This window comes from Corynebacterium pilbarense, from assembly GCF_026930265.1.
Taxonomy (GTDB): domain Bacteria; phylum Actinomycetota; class Actinomycetes; order Mycobacteriales; family Mycobacteriaceae; genus Corynebacterium; species Corynebacterium pilbarense.
This window is the reverse complement of the sequence record NZ_JANRML010000008.1, coordinates 1-23,866: the sequence shown is the minus strand read 5'-3', so window position 1 is coordinate 23,866 and position 23,866 is coordinate 1. Positions and strand designations below refer to the sequence as shown.

The following is a 23,866-nucleotide window of genomic DNA, read 5'->3' as shown; positions in this document are numbered from 1 at the left end:
GCGTTATTCCTCCGGGTCGCGCACCTTCATCGGACCAGGAGTGTACAGGCCCCACCGGGTGGTTTCAGCAATGTCCACCTGCGCCAGCGCAGGCACGTCGCCGGCGGAGTTGGTGCGGCGTGTGTACTTGGCCACAGAGCCCCAGTCGCGCTGCCAGTCGCCCTTGAGGTAGCCCGGTACCTCGTAGGAGGTGTTCACGGCCTCCACCGGGGCGAGCGAGCCGCCGCCGAGGAAGTCCATGAAGCCGGACAGCTTTGCCTTGCCCGGGGCGTCCGGCATGATGCGGTACTCCGGGATCTCGTCTACGCCCGCGTGGTGGTAGAAGGGGCGCTGGCAGGGGTATTGGAACGCCACGGTCCAGTCCAGCAGGCCCGGGGTCTCCGAGTCGAACATGGTGTTCAGCTCCACCAGCTTCGGGTTGCGCAGCGGGGTCACCGCCACCCAGTCCTTCTCCGCCAGGGAGGAGTCCTTGGCTACCAGGCGCACCACGTTGGCGTCCTCGGGCAAGTCTGCGATTGGGTAGCGCAGGTTGCGCCACTGCGGGGTCGGGCCCTGGTCCAGCATCTCCACCGCGCCGAGTTTCTGCACGCCGCCATCTGTTTTCCGGCCGTACTGCAGCTCCACCTCGCTGCCCTCTTGCTCGATGCCGTTGATGTCGTGGTGCTCGATGCGGCCGGCCACGGACGCCACCAGCAGCGGGCGCTCCTCGGAGGCGGACGGCAGGTCGAACCAGGAGGTCTCCAGCTCGGCAGACTGCGTCGGCTCGTCCTCGAAGGTGCCCAGCACCGGCACGCGGGTGTAGTCCAGGCCGAACGGTAGGCGCACCGTCGAGCCGTTCACACCGCGCATGGAACGCGGGCGGTTGCCCTGCGTGTTCACGCGCGAGGTGGACTGCGCCTCGTCGGAGCCCGGGTCCACGTCGGCGGTGTCGTCGTCCTGCACCTGCTGGTTGCTCGAATCAGAGGTGTCGGCGTTTTCAGACGCGATGAAGGCAGGAACTCCGTCGGGGTGGAACCCGTAGTTGTCGCCGGAATCTAAGGAGCGGCCGAGCGGGACGCCGTCGATAGGCGAAAGGAATGCGTCGTTGGTGTCCTCCTCCAACAGCACATCCGCGCCCTGGGCGCAGTGCTCGCCCGCGAAGGTGCGCACGTTGCCCATGCCCACGGAGTAGTCCGGCGCCTGGGAGACGAAGGACTTCACAAACGTCAGGCAGGACAGCGCCACAATCAGCGCCGCCGCAACGGCGATGGGAGCGGACATCACACCGGCCCAGCGGGAGGCATCCACAGGCTTCGGCGGGCGCATGGACTGCACCACGCCCACCACGAACACCACAAGCGCGATGGCCAACACAATGGTGTTGAACTCCACGGCCTTCAGCTGCGGGGTGCGGTCCCACCACGGCACCGCGTAGGAGGACACGTACCACCAGCCGTTCCAGCCCGCCAGCGTCAGGGCCAGCAGGAACAGCACCGCGGCCGTGGCAAAGGAGCGGTTGCGCTTGGACTGCAATGCGATCCGCGAGAGCACCACCGAGCCGTAGGCCGCGATCGCGGCGCCAAGACCGGCGTAGATGCCGAAGTGGTGCGTCCACTTCGTCGGCGTGAACATGAGGAAGAAGGTGGAAAAGCCGATGATCAGCATCATCCGCTGTGCGGTCTTGGTCCTTTCGCCGCCGCGGGCGAGCCACCACAGGGTCAGGCCGATGCACATCAAGAGCACAAACATGGGGAAGCGGCGCGCGAGCGAGCCGTCCACCGTCTGCTCGAACAGCACGGAGTAGCGGCTCCACTCCTCAAACCAGCTCATTGCGGGGCCCACCTCGGAGCGCACCGCGGTCGCCTCCAACACGGTGGCCAGCGTCTGGTCCTTGAACACCGGCGCCATGACAGCCATGCCCGCGCCCAAAAACGGCGCGACGGAAGCGAGCGTTGCCTTTCGACGCCCAATGGTCCCCAACACCCAGGGCAAAGAAATCAGGAACACGCCGACTGCGGCCAAACCGGTCGGGCCGCATGCCAGAGTCAGCGCCGCCACGACGGTGCCCCACGCGGCGGGGACCAGGCGGTCGGTTTCCATGGCGCGCTCGAACAGCGCCCACGTGGCCATCAGGCCGAATGCGATGATCGGCTCCGGGCGGGTGCCGTTGTTGTACGGCAGCCAGAACGCCAGGAACACCAGCGCCGCCGTCCAGTGGGCGACCCTTCTTTGCGCGATAGCGGGGCCGAGCTTCGGCAGGATCTCGCGGGAGAGCAGCCACCACGTGCCCAGGCCCGCCAGCAGCGCCGGCAGGCGCATCCACATCGACGCCGTGCTCACCTGCGACAGCAGCGCGAGCAGATCGTAGAACGGGGAGCCAAACGGGGCCTCCGGCACGCCGTACCAGCGGTAGTAGTTGGCCATGTAGTCCGTGTTGGCGGCCACGCGGGCCATGGTGAGCAGGTAGCCGTCGTCGGAGGTGTTGGCGCCGAAGACGTGCCAGAAGCCGAGGACGGCGGCCACGAGGCCGTCGAGAGGCTTGAGCCCCTGGCGGCGCAAACGCGGCGCGGGGCGGTCCATCTTCCGTAGCGCGGCCAGGGAGATCAGGGCGCTGATCAGGCCGAGCACCATCGCCAGCGTCTTCACCAGCGTCGGCTGGGAGGTGAAGCGGGAGTTGATGTCCACGTTGGCGGACAGGCCTGCGTCGATAAGCTGCTGCTCATCTTCGAGCTCGGTGTAGATGCCGGTGAGCTGCGGGCGGTAATCCTCATCCTCGGAGTATTCGGTTCCCGGGACCTCCACGGTGGTGGAGTCGTGGGTGAGGGTGGCCTTGAGCTGTGCATCGTCCGGCAGCTTGTTCACCTGCGCCGGGGTCAGCTGCAGCAGCACCTCATTGAGGGAGCTGACCACCAGGCCGCCGTCGGGCGAGGTGACAAAGAAGCCGCGGTCGCTGGCCTTCGGGGAGCCCTCGGGCAGGGTGCCCAGAAGCAGCGACTGGCCGTCGCGGAGCTCGTCGATAGCTTTCAGTGGAACGGTGACATCGAGCTGTTGCGGCGCCAGCGAAATCAGCGGGGCGTTGACGGACGCCACCGAGCCGTTCTGCGGCCACGACACCGAGGATTCCGTCTGCTTGACCGGCAGGAACGGCACGAGCAACAGCAGGACAAACGCGATCAAACCCGCGACTGTCGCGGTGGTCTGGACTCTTTTCACAGCGGACACCTTACTTCCTTACCGCCACAGCAAACGGGCCGAACTGCTCGACGTCCCAGTCCTGCTCAAATGCGTCTGGGTTGAAGAACAGGCCCTCGTAGCGCACGTTCGGCTGGCTCGGGTAGATGTCGTGCGCGATGTGCGTCTTCAGACCGTCTTTGCCGTTGTCGCGGAACACGAACGCCACCGGCGGCTCCCACTTCGAGTTGTCTACCGCCTCAGTGAACTTCTCCGGGTCGGCGTAGGAGATCTCCGCCCACTGCTTCAGCTCGTCGTTGCGGTGCTCGAACTCGCCCACTGGGTTGGCGTAGTGGCTGGTGTAAGCGTTAAACGCGTAGAAGGGATGGAACGCCATGAAGTTGATCTCGTCGGTGTAGATCACCGCGTCGTTCTTCATGTGGCCGTGGGCCTCGATGAAGTCCGCCATCTCCTGGTAGTAGCGGCCCGCGTCCGGCGGGAAACGGTCCGCGCGCTCGCCGTTGCCGTCGGTGTCGGCGTAGGCCTGGTCGATGTAGTCCTCGTTTTCCACCGGGATGTTCTGCACCATCTGCAGCGCGCCCACCGCCAGGACCGCGGCGACGGCGGTGGTGTACTTGTTCAGTCCGAACTCGGCGATGGCGATGACGCCGAGGGTGGCAAACAGCGCCACAATCAGCACCTCAAGGCGGAAGCCCAGCAGGGAGGTGCCCAGCAGAGTGACCGCCATCGACGCGAGCGCCCACAAGTAGCACACGCCTATCGACGCCCCAAGGGCCGCCAACTCAGGCTCCTTGATCCTGTAAATCAGGTAGATCAACCCGATCATGGACAGAAGCCCGATCAGCGAGAACGACAAAAACGGCAGCGGGAAGTACGTGCCCTCAATGGGCAGGAAGTGGTTCGCGGTGGACTCCAGCTGCTCGTCGCCGGTGAGCACGCGCCAGACGTACGGGCCCCAGGAGATCGCGGCGATGGCCAGCGAGCCCAGGCCCGTGACCAGCAGGTGCACCAGCGGCTTGACCGAGTGCTTGGTAAAAGTGTGGATGACGGCCAGCACCACCATGGTCAGCGCCGCAATCGCGGTGAACAGCGTGTAGAAGCTGGCGGAAATACCCAGGTAGACGGCCAGCGCAATGGTGGACGCCCACGAGCCGTTGACCGCCCGGTACGACAACACGGCCGCGGCCGGCACGAACATGGCCACCACCGCCGCGTACGGCTCCTCCGGCACCTCCGTGAGCACGACAGCCGTGGTCACGGTGGCGATGGCGAGGGCGGTGGGCAGCGAGCCGGTGAGCTTGCGCCACACCGGCGTGAGCATCGCCGCGGCCGCCGCCAGCGTCGCGATCGCGAACGGCTGGTACACCTCCCAGCCCTCCATGCCCAGCACGTTGGCGGTGCGCCCTCCCAGCCAGAACCAGCCCATGGGGTAGAAGGTGGGCAGGTCCTTGTACGCCATGTCCGCATGACCCAAGTTTTCCGTCATGCGCGACAGGAACTGGGTGCGGAAACCCTGGTCCACCTGGATGCCGTCCAGGTACAACCGGGTCGCGCCCAGCGGGATACCGATGGAGGACACCACCAGCCCCGCCGGCACCAGCGACATCACGGCGGAGGAGACCCAGGGTTTCTTGCCTTTGGTCCACAGCACGGCCAAAACGACGCCGATGCCGATGCACACGAAGGAGGCGGCGGTGGCCAGCGATCTGGTCACCATCGACGTATTAAACGCCGGCAGCGAGATCTTGTGCAGCACGAACCAGGCGGCCAGGGCAATCACGCCGCCAGCGAGCCCGGCCGCGACAGTCCGGGCAGCGGTTTGCCCGACCGACAGCTCGTCAGGGTGGTAAGCGGTAGTCATGCGTAACAGTTTCGCATACGCTACCCAACTCCACGTTCTGCCAGGTACATCAGGATTGCCCGTACTCGACGGTTGTCCTCGTCCGGGGTGAGACCCAGCTTGGAGAAGATACTGGAAACGTGTTTCGCCACCGCTGCGCCAGAGAGGTAAAGCTTTCCGGCGATCTGCGCGTTGGACAGGCCCTCCGCCATGTGCTCGAGTACCTCCATCTCGCGCGGGGTGAGCGTGGTCAGCCAACGCGAGCTCGCGGCCATGAGTGCGCTGGCGACGTCTGGGTCGATAACCACACCGCCGGACGCCACGGTTTCGCACGCCTGGATGAAGTCTTTCACCTCGGCGACACGGTCCTTGAGTAGGTAGCCGGTGCCGCCGTCGCCGCCGGAGAACAGTTCCCGCGCGTAGGCGGGCGCGACGTACTGCGAGAGCACCAGCACGTTGACCGGGCCCTGCTTGCGTAGCGCCAGCGCAGCTTGGAGGCCATCGTCACGCATGTTCGGCGGCATCCGCACGTCCGTGATCACCAGGTCGGGCGCATGCGTATCGACGACCCCCTGCACCTGATCCGCGCTGCCCACCTGCGCCACAACCTCGTGGCCGCGCCGGGTGAGCAGGCCGGCAACACCTTCCCGCAGCAGTGCGGAGTCGTCCGCGATGGCAATCCTCACGGCATAATCCCACTTTCTCCCCGGAACAACAGCAAAGGAATACGCGCGGTGACGGTGGTTGGCCCGCCGTCAGGCGAGTGAAGTTCCAGCTCGCCGCCGAACGCCGCGGCGCGCTCCTGCATCCCGTCGAGCCCGCCGCCGGGGGTGATGCGCGCGTTGCCGCCGCCCTGGTCGGTGACCGAGATGTTCAAGGTGTGGTCGCAGGTCACCAGCACGCTGACCGGTTGCTGTGGTGCATGCTTCGCGGCGTTGGTGAGTGCTTCGGCGGCGAAGAAATAGGCGGCGGCGGTGACGGAGTCGTCGATACGCGGCAGCGCGTGCGGCGCGCGGACCGTGACGTGCGGGCCGTACTGCGCGGCGGCCGTCTCGATCGCGGCGATGAGCCCGTGGTCCGATAGCTCGCGAGGGTGGATGCCGCGCACGGTTCTTCTGAGTGCGTCGAGGCCGTTGTGGAGGTCGCGCGCGGCGTCGTCGAGAAGCGGCGAATCGATATCGAGCCTGGCCTCGCCCAGCTTCATCGCCGCGGCCACGAAGTGCTGCTGCGCGCCGTCGTGCAGGTCGCGCTCGATGCGTAGGCGCTCTACCTCGTACGCCTCCGCAATCTTTCTCCGAGAGGCGGTGAGCTGGTGAATTTTTGTCGCTGCCCGCTGCTCGTGGTTTATTCTTCGCCGCATGTCCGAAAGCGTAGCGGGGTAGCGCTAGCACTACCCATATTCGGGAGCCAGGGCCATAGTGCTTAGCCACGACCACCTGTGAAATGGAAACCATGCTTGAACTCAGAGACATCACAAAGTCATTCACCCAGCAGCGGGTCCTCGAAGGCATCAGCCTGACGGTGGGCGACGGCGAATCCGTGGCCATCATGGGGCCGTCGGGCTCCGGCAAGTCGACGCTGCTGCACTGCATGTCCGGCGTGCTCGTACCCGATCAGGGCGAGGTGCTTTTCGACGGCCAGGATGTTGCCGCAATGAGCGACGCCGAACGCTCGCGTCTGCGCCTGGAGCACTTCGGCTTCATCTTCCAAGACGGCCAGTTGCTGCCGGAGCTGACCGCCACCGAAAACGTCGCCCTGCCGCAGATCATGCGCGGGGTGCCGCGGCCGCAAGCACACGACGAAGCCATTGACATGCTCACGCGCCTGGGCCTGGGTGCCTATGTGGACCGGTACCCGGGGCAGCTCTCCGGCGGCCAGGGGCAGCGCGTAGCCATCGCGCGTGCCTTGGCCGGGCCGCCGTCTGTGGTGTTCGCCGACGAGCCGACGGCGGCGCTGGACCAGGCCACCGGCCACGAAGTTATGCAGCAAATCGTGGCCGTGTGCCAGAAGTTTGGAGTGACACTCGTGGTGGTCACGCACGACCCGAAGATCGCCGACTGGTGCAGCCGCCGCGTCGAGATCCGCGACGGCCTGATCCACTCGGAGGTGGCGCTATGAGTGCGGTGACGTTGATGCGGTCGGCGGTGTCGCAGACAAGCGAAGGGCGCTCGCAGCGGCAGATCGGCGAGCGCTGGGTGCGTGCGCTGTCGCTGGTTGCGGTGACGGTGGCGACCTGGATGCTGTGCACCCTTATGGGCGGCACCTGGATGTTCGTGGGGCGCAACATGCACCCGCACGAGGCGCTCGTGGAGGTCGATCCGATCTCACTGGCGTACGTGTTCCTCGCCTTGTTCGCCAGCGTGCTGCTCGTGCCGAGCCTGTTGGGGCTGCTCACCCAGGCCGCCAGGGCGAATCTCGGCGGGCGCGAGGAACACCTAGCCGTGCTTCGACTCATCGGTGCGACGGCCGGCGAGGTGCGCGGGATGATGATCTTGGAATCGCTACGCCAAGCGCTTGTCGGATTGGTGTTGGGGTCGGTGCTGTACGTGGTCACGTGCCCGGCATGGTCGTTGCTGACGTTCCAGGAAAAGCGAGTCGGCGCATGGGAGATGCTCACCTGGTGGGTCATCCCCGCCGCGTGGATCGTGGTGTTGATCCTGGCCGCGTGCTCCGTGTGGCTCGCGTTGCGACGAGTCGCAGTTACCCCACTCGGCGTGACCAAAAAAATCCCGCCGAAGGGCCAAAGCGTGATCACGCTGGTGCTGTCCGTGGTTGGCGCGGTGGTGCTGTACCGCTACCTGAGTTCGCTGACCATCGCGCCGGAGGCAGACGCGTTGGAATTCGTGGTGATGCTGTTCGTGGCTGGCAGCATCCTCACCGTCAACGCACTGATCGCGGTCGGTGTGATCCAGCTGCTCGCGCGGCTGAGCTACCGGGTGCCCGGGGCCGCCAACTACGTGGCCACGCGCCGGGTGGGCCGGGGTGCGAAGACCACATGGAAACGCGTGACCGCGCTCTATTTCGTGGCATTTATCGGCGGTATTGGCGGCTGGTTCTCAGCGGTACCTGAATTTGACGAAGCCCCTGCCCTGAAGATGATCGCGGCTGATATCCCCTCCGGTGTGGCTATCACCGTGGTCTTCGCGACGGTGCTGATGGTGTCGTCCACGCTGCTCACCCAAGCGCTGAGTGTGGTGGAGCAAAAACAACTGACCAAGTCGTTCTACTTCATCGGTGCGCCCGCAACCTTCCACACCAAGGTGGCCGTGCGCGAGGTCGGTATGCCAATGCTGGTGGTGGCGCTGCTCGGGTTCGGGATGGGCAGCCTGATGGGCACCGCCATGGTCTTGGCCCACGTCAATGTGCTGGACAAGTTGGCGCTGTTCGGGGTACTCGTCGTGGTGGCGCTGATCGGTTGCGTCCTGGCGGTGCTGGGGACCGGCCGGTTGCGCGAGCAGGTGCTGCGCGGGATGGGCCGGGCGAAGGACTAGGTGGTCCTGACACTTTCAGGCAGAAAAAGTCAGCCGCGATGCGTCAGCGGGGGCGGATCGCGGCTGAATTATGCGCGCAGAACTAGAAGTCCAGCTTGCTCATGATCGGCGCCGGGATGGCCTTCAGCACCAGGGAGATGGGGCCGAAGAGCTTGTGCACGAACACGGAGGGCTTTCCGGCCAAGGCGGCCTCGACGGCGGCCTCGGCGACATCTTCCTTGTTCACGGTGAGCGGGGCCTCGTCGAGGCCGTCGGTCATCTTGGTGCGCACCTGACCCGGGCGGACCACGGTGACGGTCACGCCGTCGTCCTTCAGGGCCTCGCCGAGCTGCAAGTAGAACCCGTCGATGCCGGCCTTGGAGGCGCCGTAGACGAAGTTGGAGCGGCGCACGCGCTGGCCCGCCACGGAGGACAGGGCGATGATCTTGCCGTTGCCCTGGCGCTTCATGTGCTGGCCCAGCAGGACGCCGACGGACATCGGGGCGGTGAAGTTGGTCTGCGCGGACGCGACTGCCGCCGCCTGGTCCTGCCAGAGCTGCTCCTGGTCGCCGAGGGTGCCAAAGGCGACCACGGCAACGTCGACCTCGCCGTCCTCAAACGCCGCGTCGATAACGGCCGGGTGGGAGGCGAAATCGAGCGCGTCAAAGTCCACGAGGCGCACGTGGCCCGCGCCGGCTTGTTGGACGGCCGAGATCGCGCCGTCGATACGCGGGGAGTCCTTGCGCGCACACAGGGTGACGGTGGGGTTGCCGCCGCGGGAGGCGAGCTCGGCGACGATGGCGAGGCCGATCTCGCTGGTGCCGCCGAGGAGCAGGATGTGCTGGGCTTGGCCTACTGCATTCAACATGGTCGGTTCTCCTTAGTTCAGCTCGAGTCGGCGGGACATGTCGGACGCGAACACGCCGGTCGGGTCGATTTCGCGGCGGGTCTTCAGCCAGCCGGGCAGCCCCGGGTACATGGCGTGGAACTTCTCGGCGGAGGTGCGGGACTCCTTAGCCAGGTAGAGGCGGCCGCCGAACTGCATGACCTGGTCGTCCAGGCGGTCGAGGAATTCGTTGAGACCCGGGCGGATGGGAAAGTCCACGCACACGTTCCAGCCCTTCATCGGGTAGGACAGCGGCGCCTGGTTGCCCTCGCCGAACAGCTTGAACACGTTCAGGGCGGTGTAGTGGCCGGAAGCCTGGATGTCGTAGATGATGTCCTTGAACGGCTCCACGGCGTCGGTGGGCACGACGAACTGGTACTGCAGGAAGCCGGCCTTGCCGTAGCCGCGGTTCCACTCGCCGATCAGATCCAGCGGCTGGTAGAACTGCGTGAGGTTTTGCACCTGGTTACGGGCGGGCTTGCCCATGAAGTAGTACGCCTCGCCGATGGCCATCAGCGACAGCTTGTTCATGGTCCAGGACGGGAAGATGTCCGGCACCGTCATCAGCTGCGGGGCGTTGAACTTCAGCGGGTCCTTCGCCAGCTTCGGGGCGAGCTCCTTGAGCTGGTCCAGGGTGGCCAAGGAGCCGCGGGAGATGGTGGAGCGGCCGGTCTTCGGCGGCGCGGAGATGGCGTCGAACCAGGCCGAGGAGTAGGTGTAGTTCACCTCGGAGCCGTCGGAATGCAGCGCGATCGTCTCATCCAGGGTGTCGGTGCGGTCGGTGTCCGCGATGAAGTAGGCGGTTTCCGTGAACGTCATCTGGATGCGGGCGCGCAGGATGATGCCGGTCAGGCCCATGCCGCCGACGGTGGCCCAGAACAGCTCGGCAGTTTCGCCCGTCGGCTCGAGGTGCAGCACGCGCCCGTCCGCGACCAACAGCTCCATGGAGAGCACGTGGTCGCCGAAAGAGCCTGCGGAGTGGTGGTTCTTGCCGTGGATGTCCGGGCCGATGGCGCCGCCGATGGTGACCTGGCGGGTTCCGGGCAGCACCGGGACCCACAGGCCGTAGGGCAGCGCGGCCTTCATCAGCTGGTCCAGGGTCACGCCGCCGTCCACGTCGACGATGCCGGTGTCCGGGTCGATGGAGTGGATGCGGTTCAGCGGCGTCATGTCCACAACGAGGCCGCCGCCGTTTTGGGCGGGGTCGCCGTAGGAGCGGCCCATGCCGCGGGCGATGACGCCGCGGCGCTTATGCTCTGGAAGCTCGGAGTTTTCGTCGGCCACCTGCTTGACCGCCTGGGCGATCGTGTCAACGTCGGCGGTGGACAACACCTGTGCGGTAGAGGGGGCGGTACGGCCCCAGCCGTAGAGGGATTGGGTTGTCAGTTCCATGCCCATCACCCTACGCCGGAATCACAGATCCATGATGCTACGAATCTCCGCGGGGAGCTCTTCTTGGCTGGAAATCACAGGTTTGCCGGCGGCCTTGTGCTCGCGCAGGATCTCGTAGATGCGGGTGCGGCCTTTGGAGTCCACGAAGGGCAGTTCCTCCGCCATGAGGCGGGCCATGAAGTCGGACAACGGAGCGTCGATACGCTGTGCTGCCTCGTGGATCGCGTGCGGGTCGTCGCCTTTGTAATGCTTCCTCATGGAAAGAAAGCCTATATTGGGCGCCATGTCCAGCACCCTCTACCGCTCAGACCACCTCGCGCCGGTGATCCGCCTCACCGAGCGTCGGGCTGGTGCGACGCTGCTTGTGCGCGTCGGCCTGGTCTCCGATGAGGTTGTGTACCGGTGGGTGGGCATCGACGAGGACGCGACCGTCGCGGATTGCTGCGAGATCGTGGGGGAGGTCTTCGGCGTCGAGGATGTGGGTGCGGATGCGCCACAGGGGCGTTTGCTTTGCGACGTCCTAAAGTCCCCCGGCGAATCCACCCACTTCTCCCACGGCTTGTGGTCTTTTGAAATGCAGTTGGCCAACGTGTACCCGCGCGACGAGTCCACGCCGCCGTCCGTGTGCGTGGCGGGCTCCGGATCGTTCGGCGCGGCGCCTTTCGACATCCGGGCAGTCAACGCCCGTTTGATGGGAGAAGTCGAGGTGCCGGGGCTGCGCGCCGAGGTGCGCGAGTTCATGGCGCGTGCCCGCGGGCACGACTTCACCCCGTTGATGCAGGCGCTGGATGTGGGGACGGGGAAGCGGATTGCGGCGCTGCCGGTGGAGGCCGGGCGGTTGGAAAGAGACGCCTTCTGGTCCCTGGTGTTCGCGCTGACCTGCTGCGCCGGAGGGGAGACCGCGCACATCGCCGAAAGCATCTTCGCCTCGCTGGGGCACGGGGATTTGGGCATCGGGGAGATTCGGGCGCTGTGCGCGGATTCGCTCGCTGAGCTGGATGCAATCGGCGGGGAAAGTACTCCGGCGGAGATGCTGGATGTCTACCGTCAGCTCATGCGCGGGTAGGGTATTCGCCCGTGGCTTCAAGTTCTACCCTGAAACGGCAGCTCGTGCCTTTCCTCTTGGTCGGTGTGGGCTGCGCATTCATCGACTTCGGCATCACCTACAGCCTCAACGAGTTCATGGGGGTGCAGCGCGACTTCTCCAAGGCCGTGGGCTGGATCTTCGGCACCCTCGCCGCCTACGTGCTCAACTCCAGGTTCTCCTTCAAAGCGAAGATCAACGCGAAGAAAGCCGGTGCGGTGTTCGTGCTCTACGCGGTGACCTTTGCCGTGCAGATGGTGCTGTGGCGCGTGACGGACTCGCCGCTGACCTCGCTGGGCCTGGTCAACCCGTGGAAGGACGTCGTGTCCTTTGTTATCGCCCAGGGCGTGGCCACCGTGACCAACTTTGAGCTGCAGCGGCACCTGATCTTCCGCGAGTCCAAGAAGACTATGGCCGCCTAAAGTCCTCTTTAGCCCCGCGGCGCAGCAGCTGCAGCCATTGCCAGAAGCCCTTCGGGTCCTTCTTCTCCAGCAGGAAGAACCAGCCGAAGCGGATAACCTCCTGCAGCTGCATCTTCTTCATGCCGCGCTGGTTGATGATGTAGCCACGGTTCCGGTACGTGAAATACCGCTTGGTGGGGTTGTCGGGGAACTGCGCGTGCGCGCGGCCGCCCATGATCGGGTGGAACTCGCCCGAGCCGTCCGGGTGCAGGTAGAACGTGGTCAGTGCCGTGCCGTAGGGGAGGCCGGATTGTGCCAGGCGGCGGTGGTACTCCACCTCGTCGCCCCGGATGAACAGGCGGTAATCCGGCACGCCGATGCGCTCCATCGCCTCCGCCGAAATCAACGCGCCGTTGAACAGGCTGGCGTACTGGGGTAAAAAGTCGCCCTTTAATTGGTCCACGCGGCGGTGCCAGGTGGTGCCCTGCCTTAGGGGGAACGCCAGCTTTTCGGGGTCGTCGATGTTGGCCACCACCGGGGAAACCTCCGCCAGCTGGTGCTTCTCGGCGGTTCGGTAGAGCTCTTCGAGGACGGTGTGGTCTTTCGGGCGGCCGTCGTCGTCCGCGCACCAGATCGCGTCCGCGCCGAGGGCAAGTGCGTGGAGGAAGCCGTAGGCGAACCCGCCTGCGCCACCCAGGTTGGTTTTGGACGGCAGGTAGACGGCGCGGTCGGCCGCGAGGTCGTCGAGAAGCTCCCGCACCTCGTCTTGCGCCCCGTTGTCCACCACAATCACCCAATCCACCGGGTGCGTCTGGTTAACCACCTGCTCCAGCGAATGTTTCAGCAGGTCAACGCGGCGGTGGGTGACAATCACGGCGGCGGTCGTGCCGTTCGGATTCAACGCAGTCATGCCTTTATTGTGCCCGAGGGATCCAAACGCGCATTCTTCACGTCTAAGTAGGCATGGCGAATTTGTATGACGGGATGAATGTCGACTTCGAGCCGGTACTCACGCACGAGAGCCAGCGTGTGGCCGGGACCAACTACAGGCGGGTAAGCGGGCGACGGTATCTGGCTGAGCACCACTGCCGGGAGGCGTGGTTGGTGGAGCTTTCCTCTCGCCACCACCCGCGCCGGGTGCACTATTGGGGACCGGCCGCCGCCCGAGCGGTCGCGCACGCGGTTGAGCGGCCCGGGTCCGTGCTCGGCGGGTTTTCGGCGTTGGCGGTGTACGGGATGCCGTTTCTAGTGGAAGGGGCGGATACTGTGTTGTTCTCCGCCACCGCGAAAAACCAGGTGGGCGGGGAGTTCTCGCCGACGGTGCGGCGGCCTTCTCGTGCCTCGTTCAGCGCTTGGGTTCTGGTTCACCGAGGGGTGTCTTTCCGGGCTGCGTCGCCGGTCGACGCATTGGTCCAAGCGCTGCAACAGGTGAAAAAGGGCGAACACGGTTGGGACGTTGTGGGGGTCGCTGGGTGGTCGCCGCAGGAGCTTATGGCTCTCCAGCTCATCGACTGCGCTCGTCGGTTCCTCGGCATTTCATTGCGGGACATCCACGACGGTGCGCGGGGGAGAGTGGATGCGCGGTGGCTGAAACGGCTGCTGGCCTGCAGCAGCAGCCGCGCCGATTCGCCGAAAGAATCCGAGATGCGTCTGTTGGTCAAGGAATTGGCCGCTCGCTACGGATACACCGTGGAAGAGCAGGTGCCATTTATTGTTAACGGGAGGATCGTCACGGTTTTCGATTTGGCTATCCCGGAGTTGAAGATCGCCATCATGTACGACGGCGCCCACCACCTGGAATGGAAACAGCGTAAGAAGGACTCTTCCATCACCATCAAGATGACCGCGGCAGGGTGGACGCCTGCGCGGTGCGCCTCAGAGACCATGTTTGAGTGTCTCGGGCTCATCGAGGACATCATGCAGAAAAGTTCACGCGGTCAGCCCGTCTGAGTGAACTTTTCCGCATCGCGCATTTTTCGGCCTGGGGAAAGTGAACTGTTCCGCACGCCGATGTAGACGGATTCATCGGCGTGTGAATTTTTCTGCAGGGGGCTATTCCCCGTGGAAGCGCTCGACAAGCTCCGCGACGTACTCGCCGGTCTCGGGGCCCTCGTAGGCGCCCACGACGTCGGCGACCAGGCCGGCTTCGCGGATCTCGCCCTTGTCCACCCACAGGGCGGTGTTGCACAGCTGGGCCAAAAAGTCGTTGGAGTGGGAGGCGAAGACCAGGATGCCGGACTTTTTCACCATCTCGGCGAGCCGGACGCGGGCTTTGGCCATGAAGGCGGCGTCGACGGCGCCGATGCCCTCGTCCAACAGCAAAATCTCCGGCTCGATGGAGGTGACCACGCCCAGCGCCAGGCGGACTCGCATGCCGGTGGAGTAGGTGCGAAGCGGCATGTTGAGGTAGTTGCCGAGCTCGGAAAACTCGGCGATTTCGTCCATCTTCGCCTTCATTTGCTTGCGCGTCTGGCCCAGGAATAACCCGCGGATGATGATGTTTTCGTAGCCGGAGATCTCCGGGTCCATGCCCACGCCCAGGTCGAAGACGGGTGCGACGCGGCCGCGCACGTCGGCGACGCCGCGGGTGGGCTCGTAGATACCGGACAGCAGGCGCAGCAGGGTGGACTTGCCGGCGCCGTTGTGGCCGACCAGGCCGACGCGGTCGCCTTCCCTCAAATGAAGGTTGATGTCGCGCAGCGCCTCCACGACCACGGTGTTGGAGGCGTTCTGGCCGATCTTGCCGCCCGCGGAGGACATCACGGCCTTCTTCAGGGAGCGGGATTTGGCGTCGAAGATGGGGAAGTCGACGCAGGCGTTGTAGGTGTCGATGGAAACCATGTGAAACTCCTAACCTCCTAAACCCAGTACGGCACGCGGAAGCGCCAGCGCTTCATGGCCAGCAGGGTGATCAGGATGCCGGCAACGGTGCAGGCGAGGACGATGCCCCAGTGGTAGGCGGCCAACGGTTCGTCGATAAGCGGGGCCCTCACGATCTCGAGGTAGTGGTAGAGGGGGTTGACCTCGGCGAGCATGGCGCGCTGCGCGACCTCGCCGCCTTGGTCTTTGAGGGTGCGGGTGGTCCAGACGATCGGGGTGACGTAGAAGAGGAGCTGCACCAGGGCCTCGAGAAGCGGGGCGACGTCGCGGAAGCGGGTGGCCACCATGCCGAAGAACATGGCCACCCACACGCCGTTGACCACAAGCAGCGCCAGCCCGGGGATGAACAGCAGCGTGTGCAGGGTCAGCGGGATGCGGAAGATCAACACCAGCAGCAGCCAGATCACCATGTTGTGCGCCAAAAACAGCAGTTGGCGCCACACCAGGCGGTAGACGTGCACCGACAGCGCGGACGGGAGCTGTTTGATCAGCCCCTCGTTTTCGATGAAGACGTTCGCGCCGTCCTTGATGCAGCCGGAGAGGAAGCCCCAGACGATGAAGCCGACGGTGACGTGGGGGAGGAACTCCGCGATGTCGATCTGGAACAGCATGGAGTACAAAAGGCCCAGCGCCAGCGACATCACGCCGGTGGCGATGGTGATCCAGAGTGGACCGAGGGTGGACCTCTTATACCGCTGCTTGATGTCCTGCCATCCCAGTTGCAGCCAGAGCTCGTGCTGGCCCCAGCCGCGGATGAGGTCGTCGAACGCGCGCCGGAAGGTCTTGGACTTCGACGGCGGCGTGTCTTCGCCCGGAGGGCTGGTCATGCGGGCGACGTCTTGGCGCAGCTGATCTTCGTTGTGCACGCAGATCACCCTAGTGCACTGCATTTGCGCACCCGAGCTGGCGGTGTGCGCCGTGTCGGACAGGCGTGCATAATTGGGGCATTCTTGCCTGAAGGGAGGTCGGCCGTGGCGTATGACGTGTGGGGAGTGCGTGGACTCTACACATCGCTCGGTAGCGGCTGGACGTACCTGAACGCCCACACACAGCCGCAGGTGCCGGAGAAGGTGGCGACGGCGGTCTCGCGAAGCTTCCGCGGCGCGGCGCTGGTGCCGCCGCCGGAGCCGGTGCTGGGATCGCACTCGAAGGAGGCGTTGGGCCAGCCGGAGGGCGTGCAGTACCCGGAGATGGCGCGGGTGGCCATCGCGGACCTGACCGGTGTGGCGACGGACCAGGTGGTGCTGGGACCGAGCGTGTCTGCGCTGTACTCGGCGCTGGTCAACGCGATGAAGCCGATGCTGCGCCGCAATTCCTCTATCGTGCTCAACCCGCTGGACCGGCCGCATTTGACCAAGCGTCTGCGGCGCGCCGGGCTGGATGAGGTGTGCGCGCAGGCGGACCTGGCCACCGGCGATCTGCCGGCGTGGCAGTACAGCGAGATCGCGGACGGCTCCACCCGCCTGGTATCTGTGCCGGCGGCGCACGCGGAGCTGGGCAATGTGGTGCGCGTCGCCGACATTGTGGAGGCGGTGCGCGAAAGGTCGAGGGCGTGGGTGCTTGTGGACGCCACCGCGTACGCCCCTTACCGGCCCGTTGACCTCGAGGCATGGGGTGCGGACGTGGCCGCAGTGGACATCGCTCAGCTGGGCGGGCCGGACATCGCCGCGCTGATCTTCCGCGACACCGCCATGTTCAAGCGCCTTGACATGGACGCGCTGGACCTGGAGGTCTCCCAGGGCTTGGCGGGCGCGGTGCCGGCGGTGGTGGACCACTACGCCTCGCTGGTGGAGGGTTTCTCTGGCCGTGCGACCCGCCGCAACCGCTTGAAGTACTCCCTGGACGCGACCACCGCTTATCTCAACGGCCTGCGGGATGACCTGCACACGTTCTTGGGCACCCTGCCCGCCGTGCACATCGTTGGCGTCAGCGGCGAGGCGGCCGCGGACGCTCGCGTGGAGCGCATCCCGCGCTTGGCGTTCGGCGTGACCGGCGTGCCGTCCGAAACCGTGCTGCAGCGGCTGCTTGCCAACGGCATCGTGGCCACGAAGACGTGCGCCACACCGCTTCTCGACGACATGGGCGTGGCCGACATGGGCGGCGCCGTGACCATCGCCATGTCGCCGTTTAACACCCAGAACGACATTGAGCAACTGGTGCGGACGGTGGCGTCCCTGGCTTAAACCACCAGCAGGATCTTCCCGGTGTTGTCGCCGGAATCCAGGTGCTTGTGGGCTTTCTTGGCGTCTTCGAGCGGGAAGCGCGCGGAGATGTTCGGGGCGATCTTGCCGGACTCGATCAGCGGCCACACATTTTCCACCGTGGAGGCGACAATTGCCGCCTTCATCGGGCGCGGCCGTGCGCGCAGGGTCGTGGCGGTGACGGAGAGGCGACGCGGCATCATCCGCCCCAGCGACAGCGTGCCTTTCGGCCCGCCCTGCACCGCGATGACGATGAGGTGCCCGTCCGTGTTCAGCGTCTTGATGTTCTGCTCCAGGTACGGCCCGCCAACCACGTCCAGGATCGCGTCCGCCCAGCCGGGCAGCTCCTCGGCGAAGTCCTGTTCCTTGTAGTTGATCAGGATGTCCGCACCGAGCTCGCGGCAATACTCGAGCTTTTCTTGGCTGCCGACAGTGACGGCCACCTCGCAGCCGAGCGCCTTGCACATCTGGACGGCAAAGGAGCCGATGCCGCCGGCGCCGCCGTGGATGAGCACGCGGTCGCCTTTGGAGATGCCAGCGATCATGCCCAGATTGGACCACACCGTGCACGCCACCTCGACCACGCCGGCGGTCTCCTCAACCGTCAGGCCCTTTGGGATGGGTGTGAGCTGACCCTCCGGCACTGCGACATACTCGGCGTAGCCGCCGCCGGCGAGCAGGCAGCCGACCTCCTCACCTTCCTTGCGGCCAGTCGTGCCCGGGTCTGTGATGATTCCCGCGCATTCCAGCCCCATAATCTCGGACTCGCCCTTCGGCGGCGGGTACTTCCCGGCGGCTTGCATCAAATCGCCGCGGTTCACGCCGGCGGCAACCACCTTGACTAGGACTTCGCCGTCTTGCGGGGTGGGCCTTTGGGCGTCGTAAAGCATGAGCTGTTCTCTAATTGCTTTCATGCGGCCAGGCTACGTTAGACTGCTCTGAGTTGGAGACGTGGCAGAGTGGCCGAATGCACCGGTCTTGAAAACCGGCGAGGTTTATCCCTCCGCGGGTTCAAATCCCGCCGTCTCCGCCAACTACTTTTCGGGGGCCTTTGCTTAACGACGCCTTCCGGTTTCCCTCCCTTCCTTAAATCCCGGTGAATTTATTGGGGTTGCCTAGGAGGACCATCGTGTATGCTGTAATCTCTTTAGCGCGTCCGACTCTGAGTTGTACACCAATTGGTGTAACTAGAGCGGGGAACATTGAAATGCTCGCTGATGTGGAGGCTAGGGATGAACGAGAAGCAGAGGAAAAAACGATGGTGGCGTAGCGTCGCCGCGGTAGTGAGCACGGTGGCGCTGGGCATCGGCGGTGCGGCGGTGCCGGGGGCTCCGGTGGCAAGTGCTTGGGAGCAGCAGGATATTCCTGGCGGTTTCGGGATTGATCAGGGTCCGGTCCAGGAAACCACGGCACGCTTTTGGGCTTTCGATCCGGAAACTCTGCAGCCGGACGGCAGCTACACATACACAATTGAAGGATCTACAAAGGCGCCGAAGCCGCTCCCGGGCCCAGACGGCTCAGTGTACGAACAGCGCGGCGCGTCCAACATCAACACGATGACGGTGTGGGTCTGGGCTGCCACTCCTAACACGACTCTTCAGGAGCCGACGCCGGAGGACTTCAAGTGGGCCAGTGGTACAACACGGCCGTTCAAGAACATTGAAAAAGTCGCAGTAGAGCCCGGCCTCATTTCCGACGCTGACGGCAACGAGATCGGCGGCGGCGACGGCTACAAGATTGATTTTGAAATCGACGCGGCAGAAGACAGCTTCAAAGCGGACGTTAAAGCGCAGCTGAACGGGGAAGTGCCCGCTGGAACGCAGGTAACGGCCGCAAGCTACGTAGAGTCGGAGATTAACCCTCAGGTCTTCTGGGACGTTGAAGAACAGTGGATCGACTCGGACCCAGAAAATACGGACACGTGTGCAGGCATCGTTTACGGTAAGCACATCCTCCAAGGCGGAGGCTACGGCCAGTGGATGGCGGAAATGTATCTTGGCTCCTTGAACGGAAACCTGGAGCTCAGGGGTGCCCCGCGCGTTACGTTCACGCTGCCTAACCGGTCGCCGATCAGCGGTGCAGAATCGGGCATGACCCAGGGGGATGTCAACTCCGAAGTTTTGCACAAAGACTACAAAAAGAAATTCGAGGAGACGAACACTGGCACCGTTTGGGGCCAGAAGTTTGATTGGCCCTTTGATGGAAAAACGGCAACGGGCACATTCTGGCTACCCACCGGAACTGTCTTCGAGTTTGAACAAAACGTCTACGACAAATCCAAACCTTGCTCAGACGACAAATGGGGAGGTGACAAGCTCCACCACCGTGCGATGCTGACGTCAGCGGCTCCGGCCATCGTAGAGTCCGATAGCGCCTACACGACCTTCGCACTGCCGGAAGGTGAGGAGCCTTGCGATTGCGAGCTCGGTTCGGTTGGCGACAAGGTCTGGGTGGACACAAATAAGAATGGCGCCCAGGACGAGGACGAGACCCAGGGTGTCCCCGGCGTGAGGGTTACGCTGCAGGACGCTTCCGGTAGGGAAATTGCGCGAACCGTCACTGATGAAGACGGCAACTGGAACATCAATGTGAAGCCGGGCGAGTACACGGTTGTGTACGAACCGGGCAACAATGTTCCGTCGAAGACGGAGCAGGTTGAGCGCACCGTGACCATCAAGCCGGGTGAGAAGCGTGACGACGTTGACCTGGGCATCCTGCCGTCTGGTTCTGTCGGCGACCGTGTTTGGAACGACGAGGACGGCGACGGCAAGCAGGGCGAGGACGAGAAGGGCATCCCGAACGTCATCGTTGAAGTTTCCCGCGAGGGTGAGCCGACCCGCACGACTTACACCGATGAGAACGGCAATTGGGCGGTCAAAGACCTCACACCGGATGCTGAGTACGAGGTTCGCTTTATCAAGCCTGAGGGCTGGGAGGTCACCGGCAAGGTTCCGGGCTCTGACGAGTCTGGCTTGGTATCGAAGGTCGCAGTGGAGTCGGGCGGGGTCGATAATTCTTACGACCTGGGTCTGAAGAAGACCGACGTGACGTGCGACTGCGAGCCGGAGGAGCCGGGCACCATTGGTGACCGTGTCTGGGTTGATGAGAACGGTGACGGCGAGGAGGACCCGGATGAGAAGACGGGTGTTCCGAACGTTGTTGTTGTGATCAAGGACAAGGATGGCAACGAGGTCACCCGTACTGTCACGGATGAGAACGGCAACTGGAAGGTTGACGTTGAACCGGGTGACTACGTGGTCGATTATGTCCCGGGTGAGAATGTTCCGTCGCAGCCTAATCAGGTTCAGCGCACTGTGACTATCAAGCCGGGTGAGAAGCGTGACGACGTTGACCTTGGCATCCTGCCGTCTGGTTCCGTCGGTGACCGTGTGTGGAATGACGAGGACGGCGACGGTGAGCAGGGCGAGAATGAGAAGGGTCTTGAAAATGTCGTGGTGTTGGTGTCCCGTGAGGGTGAGCCGACGCGTTCTGCGGTGACCGATGCAAACGGTGATTGGAAGATTGAGGGTCTGAACCCGAATGTGGAGTACGACATTCGCTTTGTGAAGCCGGAGGGCTGGGAGGTCACCGGTAAGGTTCCGGGTTCGGATGAGTCCGGTCTGGATTCCACGGTGACGGTGGAGCCGAACGAGTACAACAACACCTACGACCTTGGTTTGAAGAAGATTGATACGTGTCGCGAGTGTGAGTCGAAGAAGCCGAACCGTCTCGGTGATCTCGTGTGGGTGGATACCAACGGCAACGGCAAACAGGATCCGGACGAGACTGAGGGTGCGCCTGACGTCACGGTGATTGTCCGCGACGGAGAAGGCAACGAGGTCACCCGCACCGTCACTGACGAGGAGGGTAAGTGGAAGGTCGACGTTCCGCCCGGCGACTACGAGATTGAGTACCGTCCGCGCGACTGGAAGCCGACCGATCCGGAGAAGGTGACCCAGACGGCCACCGTGGATGAGGGCGATGAAGGTAAGGACTATCTGGACTTCGACTTGGGTGTGCAGCCGAAGGAGCCAACCCCTCCGGAGAAGGAAATCGTTCCGACCACTGTGACGACCACAGCGACGACGAAGGTTCCGACCCCAGGGAAGCCGGCGGTTCCGACCACCGTGACGAAGGAGATCCCGACGACGATCCAAACCACGACCACCGCTGAGGCTCCGAAGCGCAGCACCATCGGCGACAAGGTCTGGGAGGACACTAACGGCGACGGTAAGGAGGATCCGGATGAGAAGACCGGTATTCCGAATGTGCCAGTGGTGATCGTCGATAAGGATGGCAACGAGGTCACCCGTACCGTCTCGGATGAGGACGGTAACTGGAAGGTTGACGTGGAACCGGGCGAGTACACCGTGGAATACGTTCCAGGTGGCCGCACTCCGAGCGACAAGGAGCAGGTCGAGCGCACCATCACTGTTGAGCCGGGCGAGGACCGAAACGACATTGACCTTGGTATTTTGCCGTCTGGTTCTGTTGGTGACCGTGTCTGGAACGACGAGGACGGCGACGGTAAGCAGGGTGAGAACGAGAAGGGCCTTGAAAACGTTGTTGTGTTGGTGTCCCGTGAGGGTGAGCCGACGCGTTCTGCGGTGACCGATGCAAACGGTGATTGGAAGATTGAGGGGCTGAACCCGAACGCTGAGTACGACATCCGCTTTGTGAAGCCTGAGGGCTGGGAGGTCACCGGTAAGGTTCCGGGTTCGGATGAGTCTGGTCTGGTTTCCAAGGTGACGGTGAAGCCGAACGAATACAACGACAGCTACGACCTTGGTCTGAAGAAGATTGATCCGGATTGCGATTGTGAGCCGGTCAAACCGGGCGCGATCGGGAACCGCGTGTGGATCGACCACAACGGCGACGGTAAGCAAGACCCCAACGAGACTGAGGGTGCGCCTGACGTGACCGTGATCGTCCGTGACAAGGATGGCAACGAGGTCACCCGCACTGTCACGGATGAGGACGGTAACTGGAAGGTCGACGTCGAGCCGGGCGACTACGAGATTGAGTACCGCCCGCGCGACTGGAAGCCGACCGACCCGAAGCGCGTGATCCAGAAGGTCACTGTGGAAGAGGGCAAGGACTACCTGGACCTCGACCTTGGCGTGCAGAAGCCGAAGCCGGGTGAGCCGACCCCGCCGACCGAGAAGCCGGAGAAGGGCTCGTCGAGCGAGACGCTCGACCGCTGCGTGGCCAACGCGGTGCGCTCTCCGCTGCTGTACTTGGTGCCGGTGGCGCTGCTGGGTGCATTCGGTGGTGAGATTGCCCGTCCGTACATGGGCGCGATCAACGAGCAGGTCAACCAGATCAACGCGCAGTTCCAGGAGGCCATGCGCCGCAACAGCCCGGACTGGGGCCATGGCGGCCGTGGCGGTCGCGACAACGACCAGTTCGCTGAGCTGCGTGGCCAGATCGATGCGGCGAACCGTCGTATCGCGGAGCTCGGCCAGGACCCGAACGTCCAGCGCTTCGGCACCGTCGCCGCTGGCATCATCGGCCTGATCGCCGCGGGCGGCGTGCTCTACGACTGGTGCTCCAACGAGAAGGGCGAGGCTTTCACCTCCATCGGTGGTTCCTCCGCCGAGGAGTCCGGTGCGGAAGGCCGCCAGTCCTCCAGCAAGGACGCGGCATAACCGCTAAGTAATAGCGAAAACCGGCCAGGTGTCTCACCTGGCCGGTTTTTCTATTGCTGCTGGTTAGGCGAGCTCGTCTGGGAAAAGCTCTGGCATGGTGTGGAATTGGCGGGTGCCCGGGAAGTCCGAAGGGACGTCGATAAGCAAATCCTTTGCTCGCTTCGTATCCGGGCGATTCTGGCCGGCGACGACCTGCACCTTCTCAATCGGGAACTCGCCGCGCAGCTGGACGACCGCGGAACCGTCGTTGCGGTACGCGAAGTTCTCGCCGAGCAGGCCGGCGACCTCCGAGACGGACTCGGTGGAGCTGCCCAGATTGTCCGCGCGCCACGAGCCCTCGAGATCGCCGAGGGGGACGCCGAGGAGGACAATGCCGTCCGCGGTCTTAGCCAGCGCGGAGGTCTTCGGGGTGAAATAGAACGGCACGGACGCGCTCTCGCCGACCAACGGGCCAGCAGTGAGCGAATCCAGGTTGGCCGGGAACCAAACTAAGTAATCAGACGGGTCATCTGAAGTGTCGCGGGCGGCGAGGCCGGAGGTGAGCCAAGTGTGGATTTTCATGCGGCCGAGTATACGGATTTCGCCCAGGGCGTTTCGGGGTGTATTTGGACGCGCGGGGCCGACAGAGTAATGTGGAGCGAGGTCTGGAGATGTGCCAGAGTGGCCGAATGGGGCTCCCTGCTAAGGAGTTGCCCCCTTGACGGGGGCCGCAGGTTCAAATCCTGTCATCTCCGCCACCGCGCCCGTAGCTCAACGGATAGAGCATCTGACTACGGATCAGAAGGTTGGGGGTTCGAATCCCTCCGGGCGCACAAGTGTCATGAGTCGCGTCATGCTTGACGCATGAGTCGCGACATGCTGGACGGACCGGCATCCCAGTTGTTTTTGTTCTG

Annotated in this window: 19 protein-coding genes and 3 tRNA genes; 10 read left to right on the top strand and 12 right to left on the bottom strand. The window is 64.2% G+C overall.

Translation table 11 applies throughout. From position 1 onward, the window contains the following. Window positions 1-3 precede the first annotated feature (3 nt). Genes NUW87_RS07280 through NUW87_RS07265 form a run of 4 tightly spaced genes read right to left on the bottom strand, consistent with a single transcriptional unit; the run spans window position 4 to window position 6,371 of the window. Entirely contained in the window at window positions 4-3,192 is a 3,189-nt protein-coding gene (locus NUW87_RS07280) for an arabinosyltransferase domain-containing protein (RefSeq protein ID WP_269027874.1), read from the bottom strand. Between the two features lie 10 nt (window positions 3,193-3,202). Continuing rightward, window positions 3,203-5,032, bottom strand: a complete 1,830-nt coding sequence (locus tag NUW87_RS07275) for an arabinofuranosyltransferase (RefSeq protein ID WP_269027873.1) — start codon at window positions 5,030-5,032, stop codon at window positions 3,203-3,205. A 20-nt stretch (window positions 5,033-5,052) separates the two neighbouring features. Further along, window positions 5,053-5,697 (bottom strand): response regulator, encoded by a 645-nt coding sequence (locus NUW87_RS07270; protein ID WP_269027872.1) that lies wholly within the window; start codon window positions 5,695-5,697, stop codon window positions 5,053-5,055. Beyond that, window positions 5,694-6,371: a sensor histidine kinase gene (locus NUW87_RS07265; RefSeq protein ID WP_269027871.1), complete on the bottom strand. Its 678-nt coding sequence runs from the start codon at window positions 6,369-6,371 to the stop codon at window positions 5,694-5,696. Before NUW87_RS07265 ends, NUW87_RS07270 begins: the two co-directional genes overlap by 4 nt. A gap of 83 nt (window positions 6,372-6,454) precedes the next feature. On the opposite strand from NUW87_RS07265, the gene NUW87_RS07260 reads away from it, so the two are divergent. Both NUW87_RS07260 and NUW87_RS07255 read left to right on the top strand, forming a co-directional pair. After that, the gene (locus NUW87_RS07260; RefSeq protein WP_269027870.1) at window positions 6,455-7,129 is read left to right on the top strand and encodes an ABC transporter ATP-binding protein; all 675 of its coding nucleotides are present in this window, start codon (window positions 6,455-6,457) and stop codon (window positions 7,127-7,129) included. Next, complete coding sequence (locus NUW87_RS07255) at window positions 7,126-8,502, top strand: FtsX-like permease family protein (protein WP_269027869.1); 1,377 nt, start codon at window positions 7,126-7,128, stop codon at window positions 8,500-8,502. The genes NUW87_RS07260 and NUW87_RS07255 overlap by 4 nt, the downstream gene beginning before the upstream one ends. A gap of 82 nt (window positions 8,503-8,584) precedes the next feature. On the opposite strand, the gene dprE2 is transcribed toward NUW87_RS07255, so the two are convergent. From dprE2 to NUW87_RS07240, 3 genes are read right to left on the bottom strand one after another with little or no spacing between them, the layout of a single operon-like run. Beyond that, a complete protein-coding gene (dprE2, locus tag NUW87_RS07250; RefSeq protein WP_269027868.1) occupies window positions 8,585-9,349 on the bottom strand; it encodes a decaprenylphospho-beta-D-erythro-pentofuranosid-2-ulose 2-reductase in 765 nt (254 codons plus the stop codon). 12 nt (window positions 9,350-9,361) lie between these two features. Then, complete coding sequence (gene dprE1 / locus NUW87_RS07245) at window positions 9,362-10,759, bottom strand: decaprenylphosphoryl-beta-D-ribose oxidase (RefSeq protein ID WP_377734690.1); 1,398 nt, start codon at window positions 10,757-10,759, stop codon at window positions 9,362-9,364. Between the two features lie 21 nt (window positions 10,760-10,780). After that, entirely contained in the window at window positions 10,781-11,017 is a 237-nt protein-coding gene (locus NUW87_RS07240; RefSeq protein ID WP_034996843.1) for a hypothetical protein, read from the bottom strand. A 25-nt stretch (window positions 11,018-11,042) separates the two neighbouring features. On the opposite strand from NUW87_RS07240, the gene NUW87_RS07235 reads away from it, so the two are divergent. Together NUW87_RS07235 and NUW87_RS07230 are read left to right on the top strand one after the other, a co-directional pair. Next, window positions 11,043-11,825: a hypothetical protein gene (locus tag NUW87_RS07235; protein WP_269027867.1), complete on the top strand. Its 783-nt coding sequence runs from the start codon at window positions 11,043-11,045 to the stop codon at window positions 11,823-11,825. Between the two features lie 11 nt (window positions 11,826-11,836). Beyond that, entirely contained in the window at window positions 11,837-12,265 is a 429-nt protein-coding gene (locus NUW87_RS07230; RefSeq protein WP_269027866.1) for a GtrA family protein, read from the top strand. On the opposite strand, the gene glfT1 is transcribed toward NUW87_RS07230, so the two are convergent. Beyond that, window positions 12,252-13,154 carry a galactofuranosyltransferase GlfT1 gene (gene glfT1 / locus NUW87_RS07225; protein ID WP_269027865.1) on the bottom strand — a complete coding sequence of 301 codons (903 nt, stop codon included), beginning with the start codon at window positions 13,152-13,154 and terminating at the stop codon, window positions 12,252-12,254. The two genes, NUW87_RS07230 and glfT1, sit on opposite strands and share 14 nt — an antisense overlap. A 53-nt stretch (window positions 13,155-13,207) precedes the next feature. Between glfT1 and NUW87_RS07220 the strand changes: the two genes are divergently transcribed. After that, the gene (locus NUW87_RS07220) at window positions 13,208-14,194 is read left to right on the top strand and encodes a putative endonuclease domain-containing protein (protein ID WP_269027864.1); all 987 of its coding nucleotides are present in this window, start codon (window positions 13,208-13,210) and stop codon (window positions 14,192-14,194) included. A gap of 102 nt (window positions 14,195-14,296) precedes the next feature. Here the strand turns inward: NUW87_RS07220 and wzt are convergent, their stop codons facing one another. Together wzt and wzm are read right to left on the bottom strand one after the other, a co-directional pair. Beyond that, complete coding sequence (wzt, locus tag NUW87_RS07215; RefSeq protein WP_269027863.1) at window positions 14,297-15,085, bottom strand: galactan export ABC transporter ATP-binding subunit Wzt/RfbE; 789 nt, start codon at window positions 15,083-15,085, stop codon at window positions 14,297-14,299. A gap of 17 nt (window positions 15,086-15,102) precedes the next feature. Continuing rightward, a complete protein-coding gene (wzm, locus tag NUW87_RS07210) occupies window positions 15,103-16,014 on the bottom strand; it encodes a galactan export ABC transporter permease subunit Wzm/RfbD (protein WP_126858119.1) in 912 nt (303 codons plus the stop codon). An 81-nt stretch (window positions 16,015-16,095) separates the two neighbouring features. Between wzm and NUW87_RS07205 the strand changes: the two genes are divergently transcribed. After that, window positions 16,096-17,307, top strand: a complete 1,212-nt coding sequence (locus NUW87_RS07205; protein WP_269027862.1) for an aminotransferase class V-fold PLP-dependent enzyme — start codon at window positions 16,096-16,098, stop codon at window positions 17,305-17,307. Here the strand turns inward: NUW87_RS07205 and NUW87_RS07200 are convergent. Next, window positions 17,304-18,239: an NAD(P)H-quinone oxidoreductase gene (locus tag NUW87_RS07200; protein ID WP_269027861.1), complete on the bottom strand. Its 936-nt coding sequence runs from the start codon at window positions 18,237-18,239 to the stop codon at window positions 17,304-17,306. The genes NUW87_RS07205 and NUW87_RS07200 overlap by 4 nt on opposite strands. Before the next feature lie 31 nt (window positions 18,240-18,270). Here NUW87_RS07200 and NUW87_RS07195 point away from each other — a divergent pair. Together NUW87_RS07195 and NUW87_RS07190 are read left to right on the top strand one after the other, a co-directional pair. After that, window positions 18,271-18,358 (top strand) — tRNA-Ser (locus NUW87_RS07195). Between the two features lie 250 nt (window positions 18,359-18,608). Further along, a complete protein-coding gene (locus NUW87_RS07190) occupies window positions 18,609-22,973 on the top strand; it encodes an SdrD B-like domain-containing protein (RefSeq protein ID WP_269027860.1) in 4,365 nt (1,454 codons plus the stop codon). A 63-nt stretch (window positions 22,974-23,036) separates the two neighbouring features. Here the strand turns inward: NUW87_RS07190 and NUW87_RS07185 are convergent, their stop codons facing one another. Beyond that, the gene (locus NUW87_RS07185; protein WP_063938717.1) at window positions 23,037-23,534 is read right to left on the bottom strand and encodes a hypothetical protein; all 498 of its coding nucleotides are present in this window, start codon (window positions 23,532-23,534) and stop codon (window positions 23,037-23,039) included. An 85-nt stretch (window positions 23,535-23,619) separates the two neighbouring features. On the opposite strand from NUW87_RS07185, the gene NUW87_RS07180 reads away from it, so the two are divergent. Both NUW87_RS07180 and NUW87_RS07175 read left to right on the top strand, forming a co-directional pair. Next, a tRNA-Ser gene (locus tag NUW87_RS07180) sits at window positions 23,620-23,710 on the top strand. 2 nt (window positions 23,711-23,712) lie between these two features. Further along, window positions 23,713-23,785, top strand: a tRNA-Arg gene (locus tag NUW87_RS07175). Window positions 23,786-23,866: the final 81 nt, after the last annotated feature.

What these genes read in the sequence shown, in the direction of transcription:
- NUW87_RS07275 (WP_269027873.1), bottom strand. Translation starts at nt 5,032, where the DNA reads ATGACTACCGCTTACCACCCTGACGAGCTGTCGGTCGGGCAAACCGCT.
- NUW87_RS07265 (WP_269027871.1), bottom strand. Translation starts at nt 6,371, where the DNA reads ATGCGGCGAAGAATAAACCACGAGCAGCGGGCAGCGACAAAAATTCAC.
- NUW87_RS07260 (WP_269027870.1), top strand. Translation starts at nt 6,455, where the DNA reads ATGGAAACCATGCTTGAACTCAGAGACATCACAAAGTCATTCACCCAG.
- NUW87_RS07255 (WP_269027869.1), top strand. Translation starts at nt 7,126, where the DNA reads ATGAGTGCGGTGACGTTGATGCGGTCGGCGGTGTCGCAGACAAGCGAA.
- dprE2 (WP_269027868.1), bottom strand. Translation starts at nt 9,349, where the DNA reads ATGTTGAATGCAGTAGGCCAAGCCCAGCACATCCTGCTCCTCGGCGGC.
- dprE1 (WP_377734690.1), bottom strand. Translation starts at nt 10,759, where the DNA reads ATGGAACTGACAACCCAATCCCTCTACGGCTGGGGCCGTACCGCCCCC.
- NUW87_RS07240 (WP_034996843.1), bottom strand. Translation starts at nt 11,017, where the DNA reads ATGAGGAAGCATTACAAAGGCGACGACCCGCACGCGATCCACGAGGCA.
- NUW87_RS07235 (WP_269027867.1), top strand. Translation starts at nt 11,043, where the DNA reads ATGTCCAGCACCCTCTACCGCTCAGACCACCTCGCGCCGGTGATCCGC.
- glfT1 (WP_269027865.1), bottom strand. Translation starts at nt 13,154, where the DNA reads ATGACTGCGTTGAATCCGAACGGCACGACCGCCGCCGTGATTGTCACC.
- NUW87_RS07220 (WP_269027864.1), top strand. Translation starts at nt 13,208, where the DNA reads ATGGCGAATTTGTATGACGGGATGAATGTCGACTTCGAGCCGGTACTC.
- wzt (WP_269027863.1), bottom strand. Translation starts at nt 15,085, where the DNA reads ATGGTTTCCATCGACACCTACAACGCCTGCGTCGACTTCCCCATCTTC.
- wzm (WP_126858119.1), bottom strand. Translation starts at nt 16,014, where the DNA reads ATGCAGTGCACTAGGGTGATCTGCGTGCACAACGAAGATCAGCTGCGC.
- NUW87_RS07200 (WP_269027861.1), bottom strand. Translation starts at nt 18,239, where the DNA reads ATGAAAGCAATTAGAGAACAGCTCATGCTTTACGACGCCCAAAGGCCC.
- NUW87_RS07185 (WP_063938717.1), bottom strand. Translation starts at nt 23,534, where the DNA reads ATGAAAATCCACACTTGGCTCACCTCCGGCCTCGCCGCCCGCGACACT.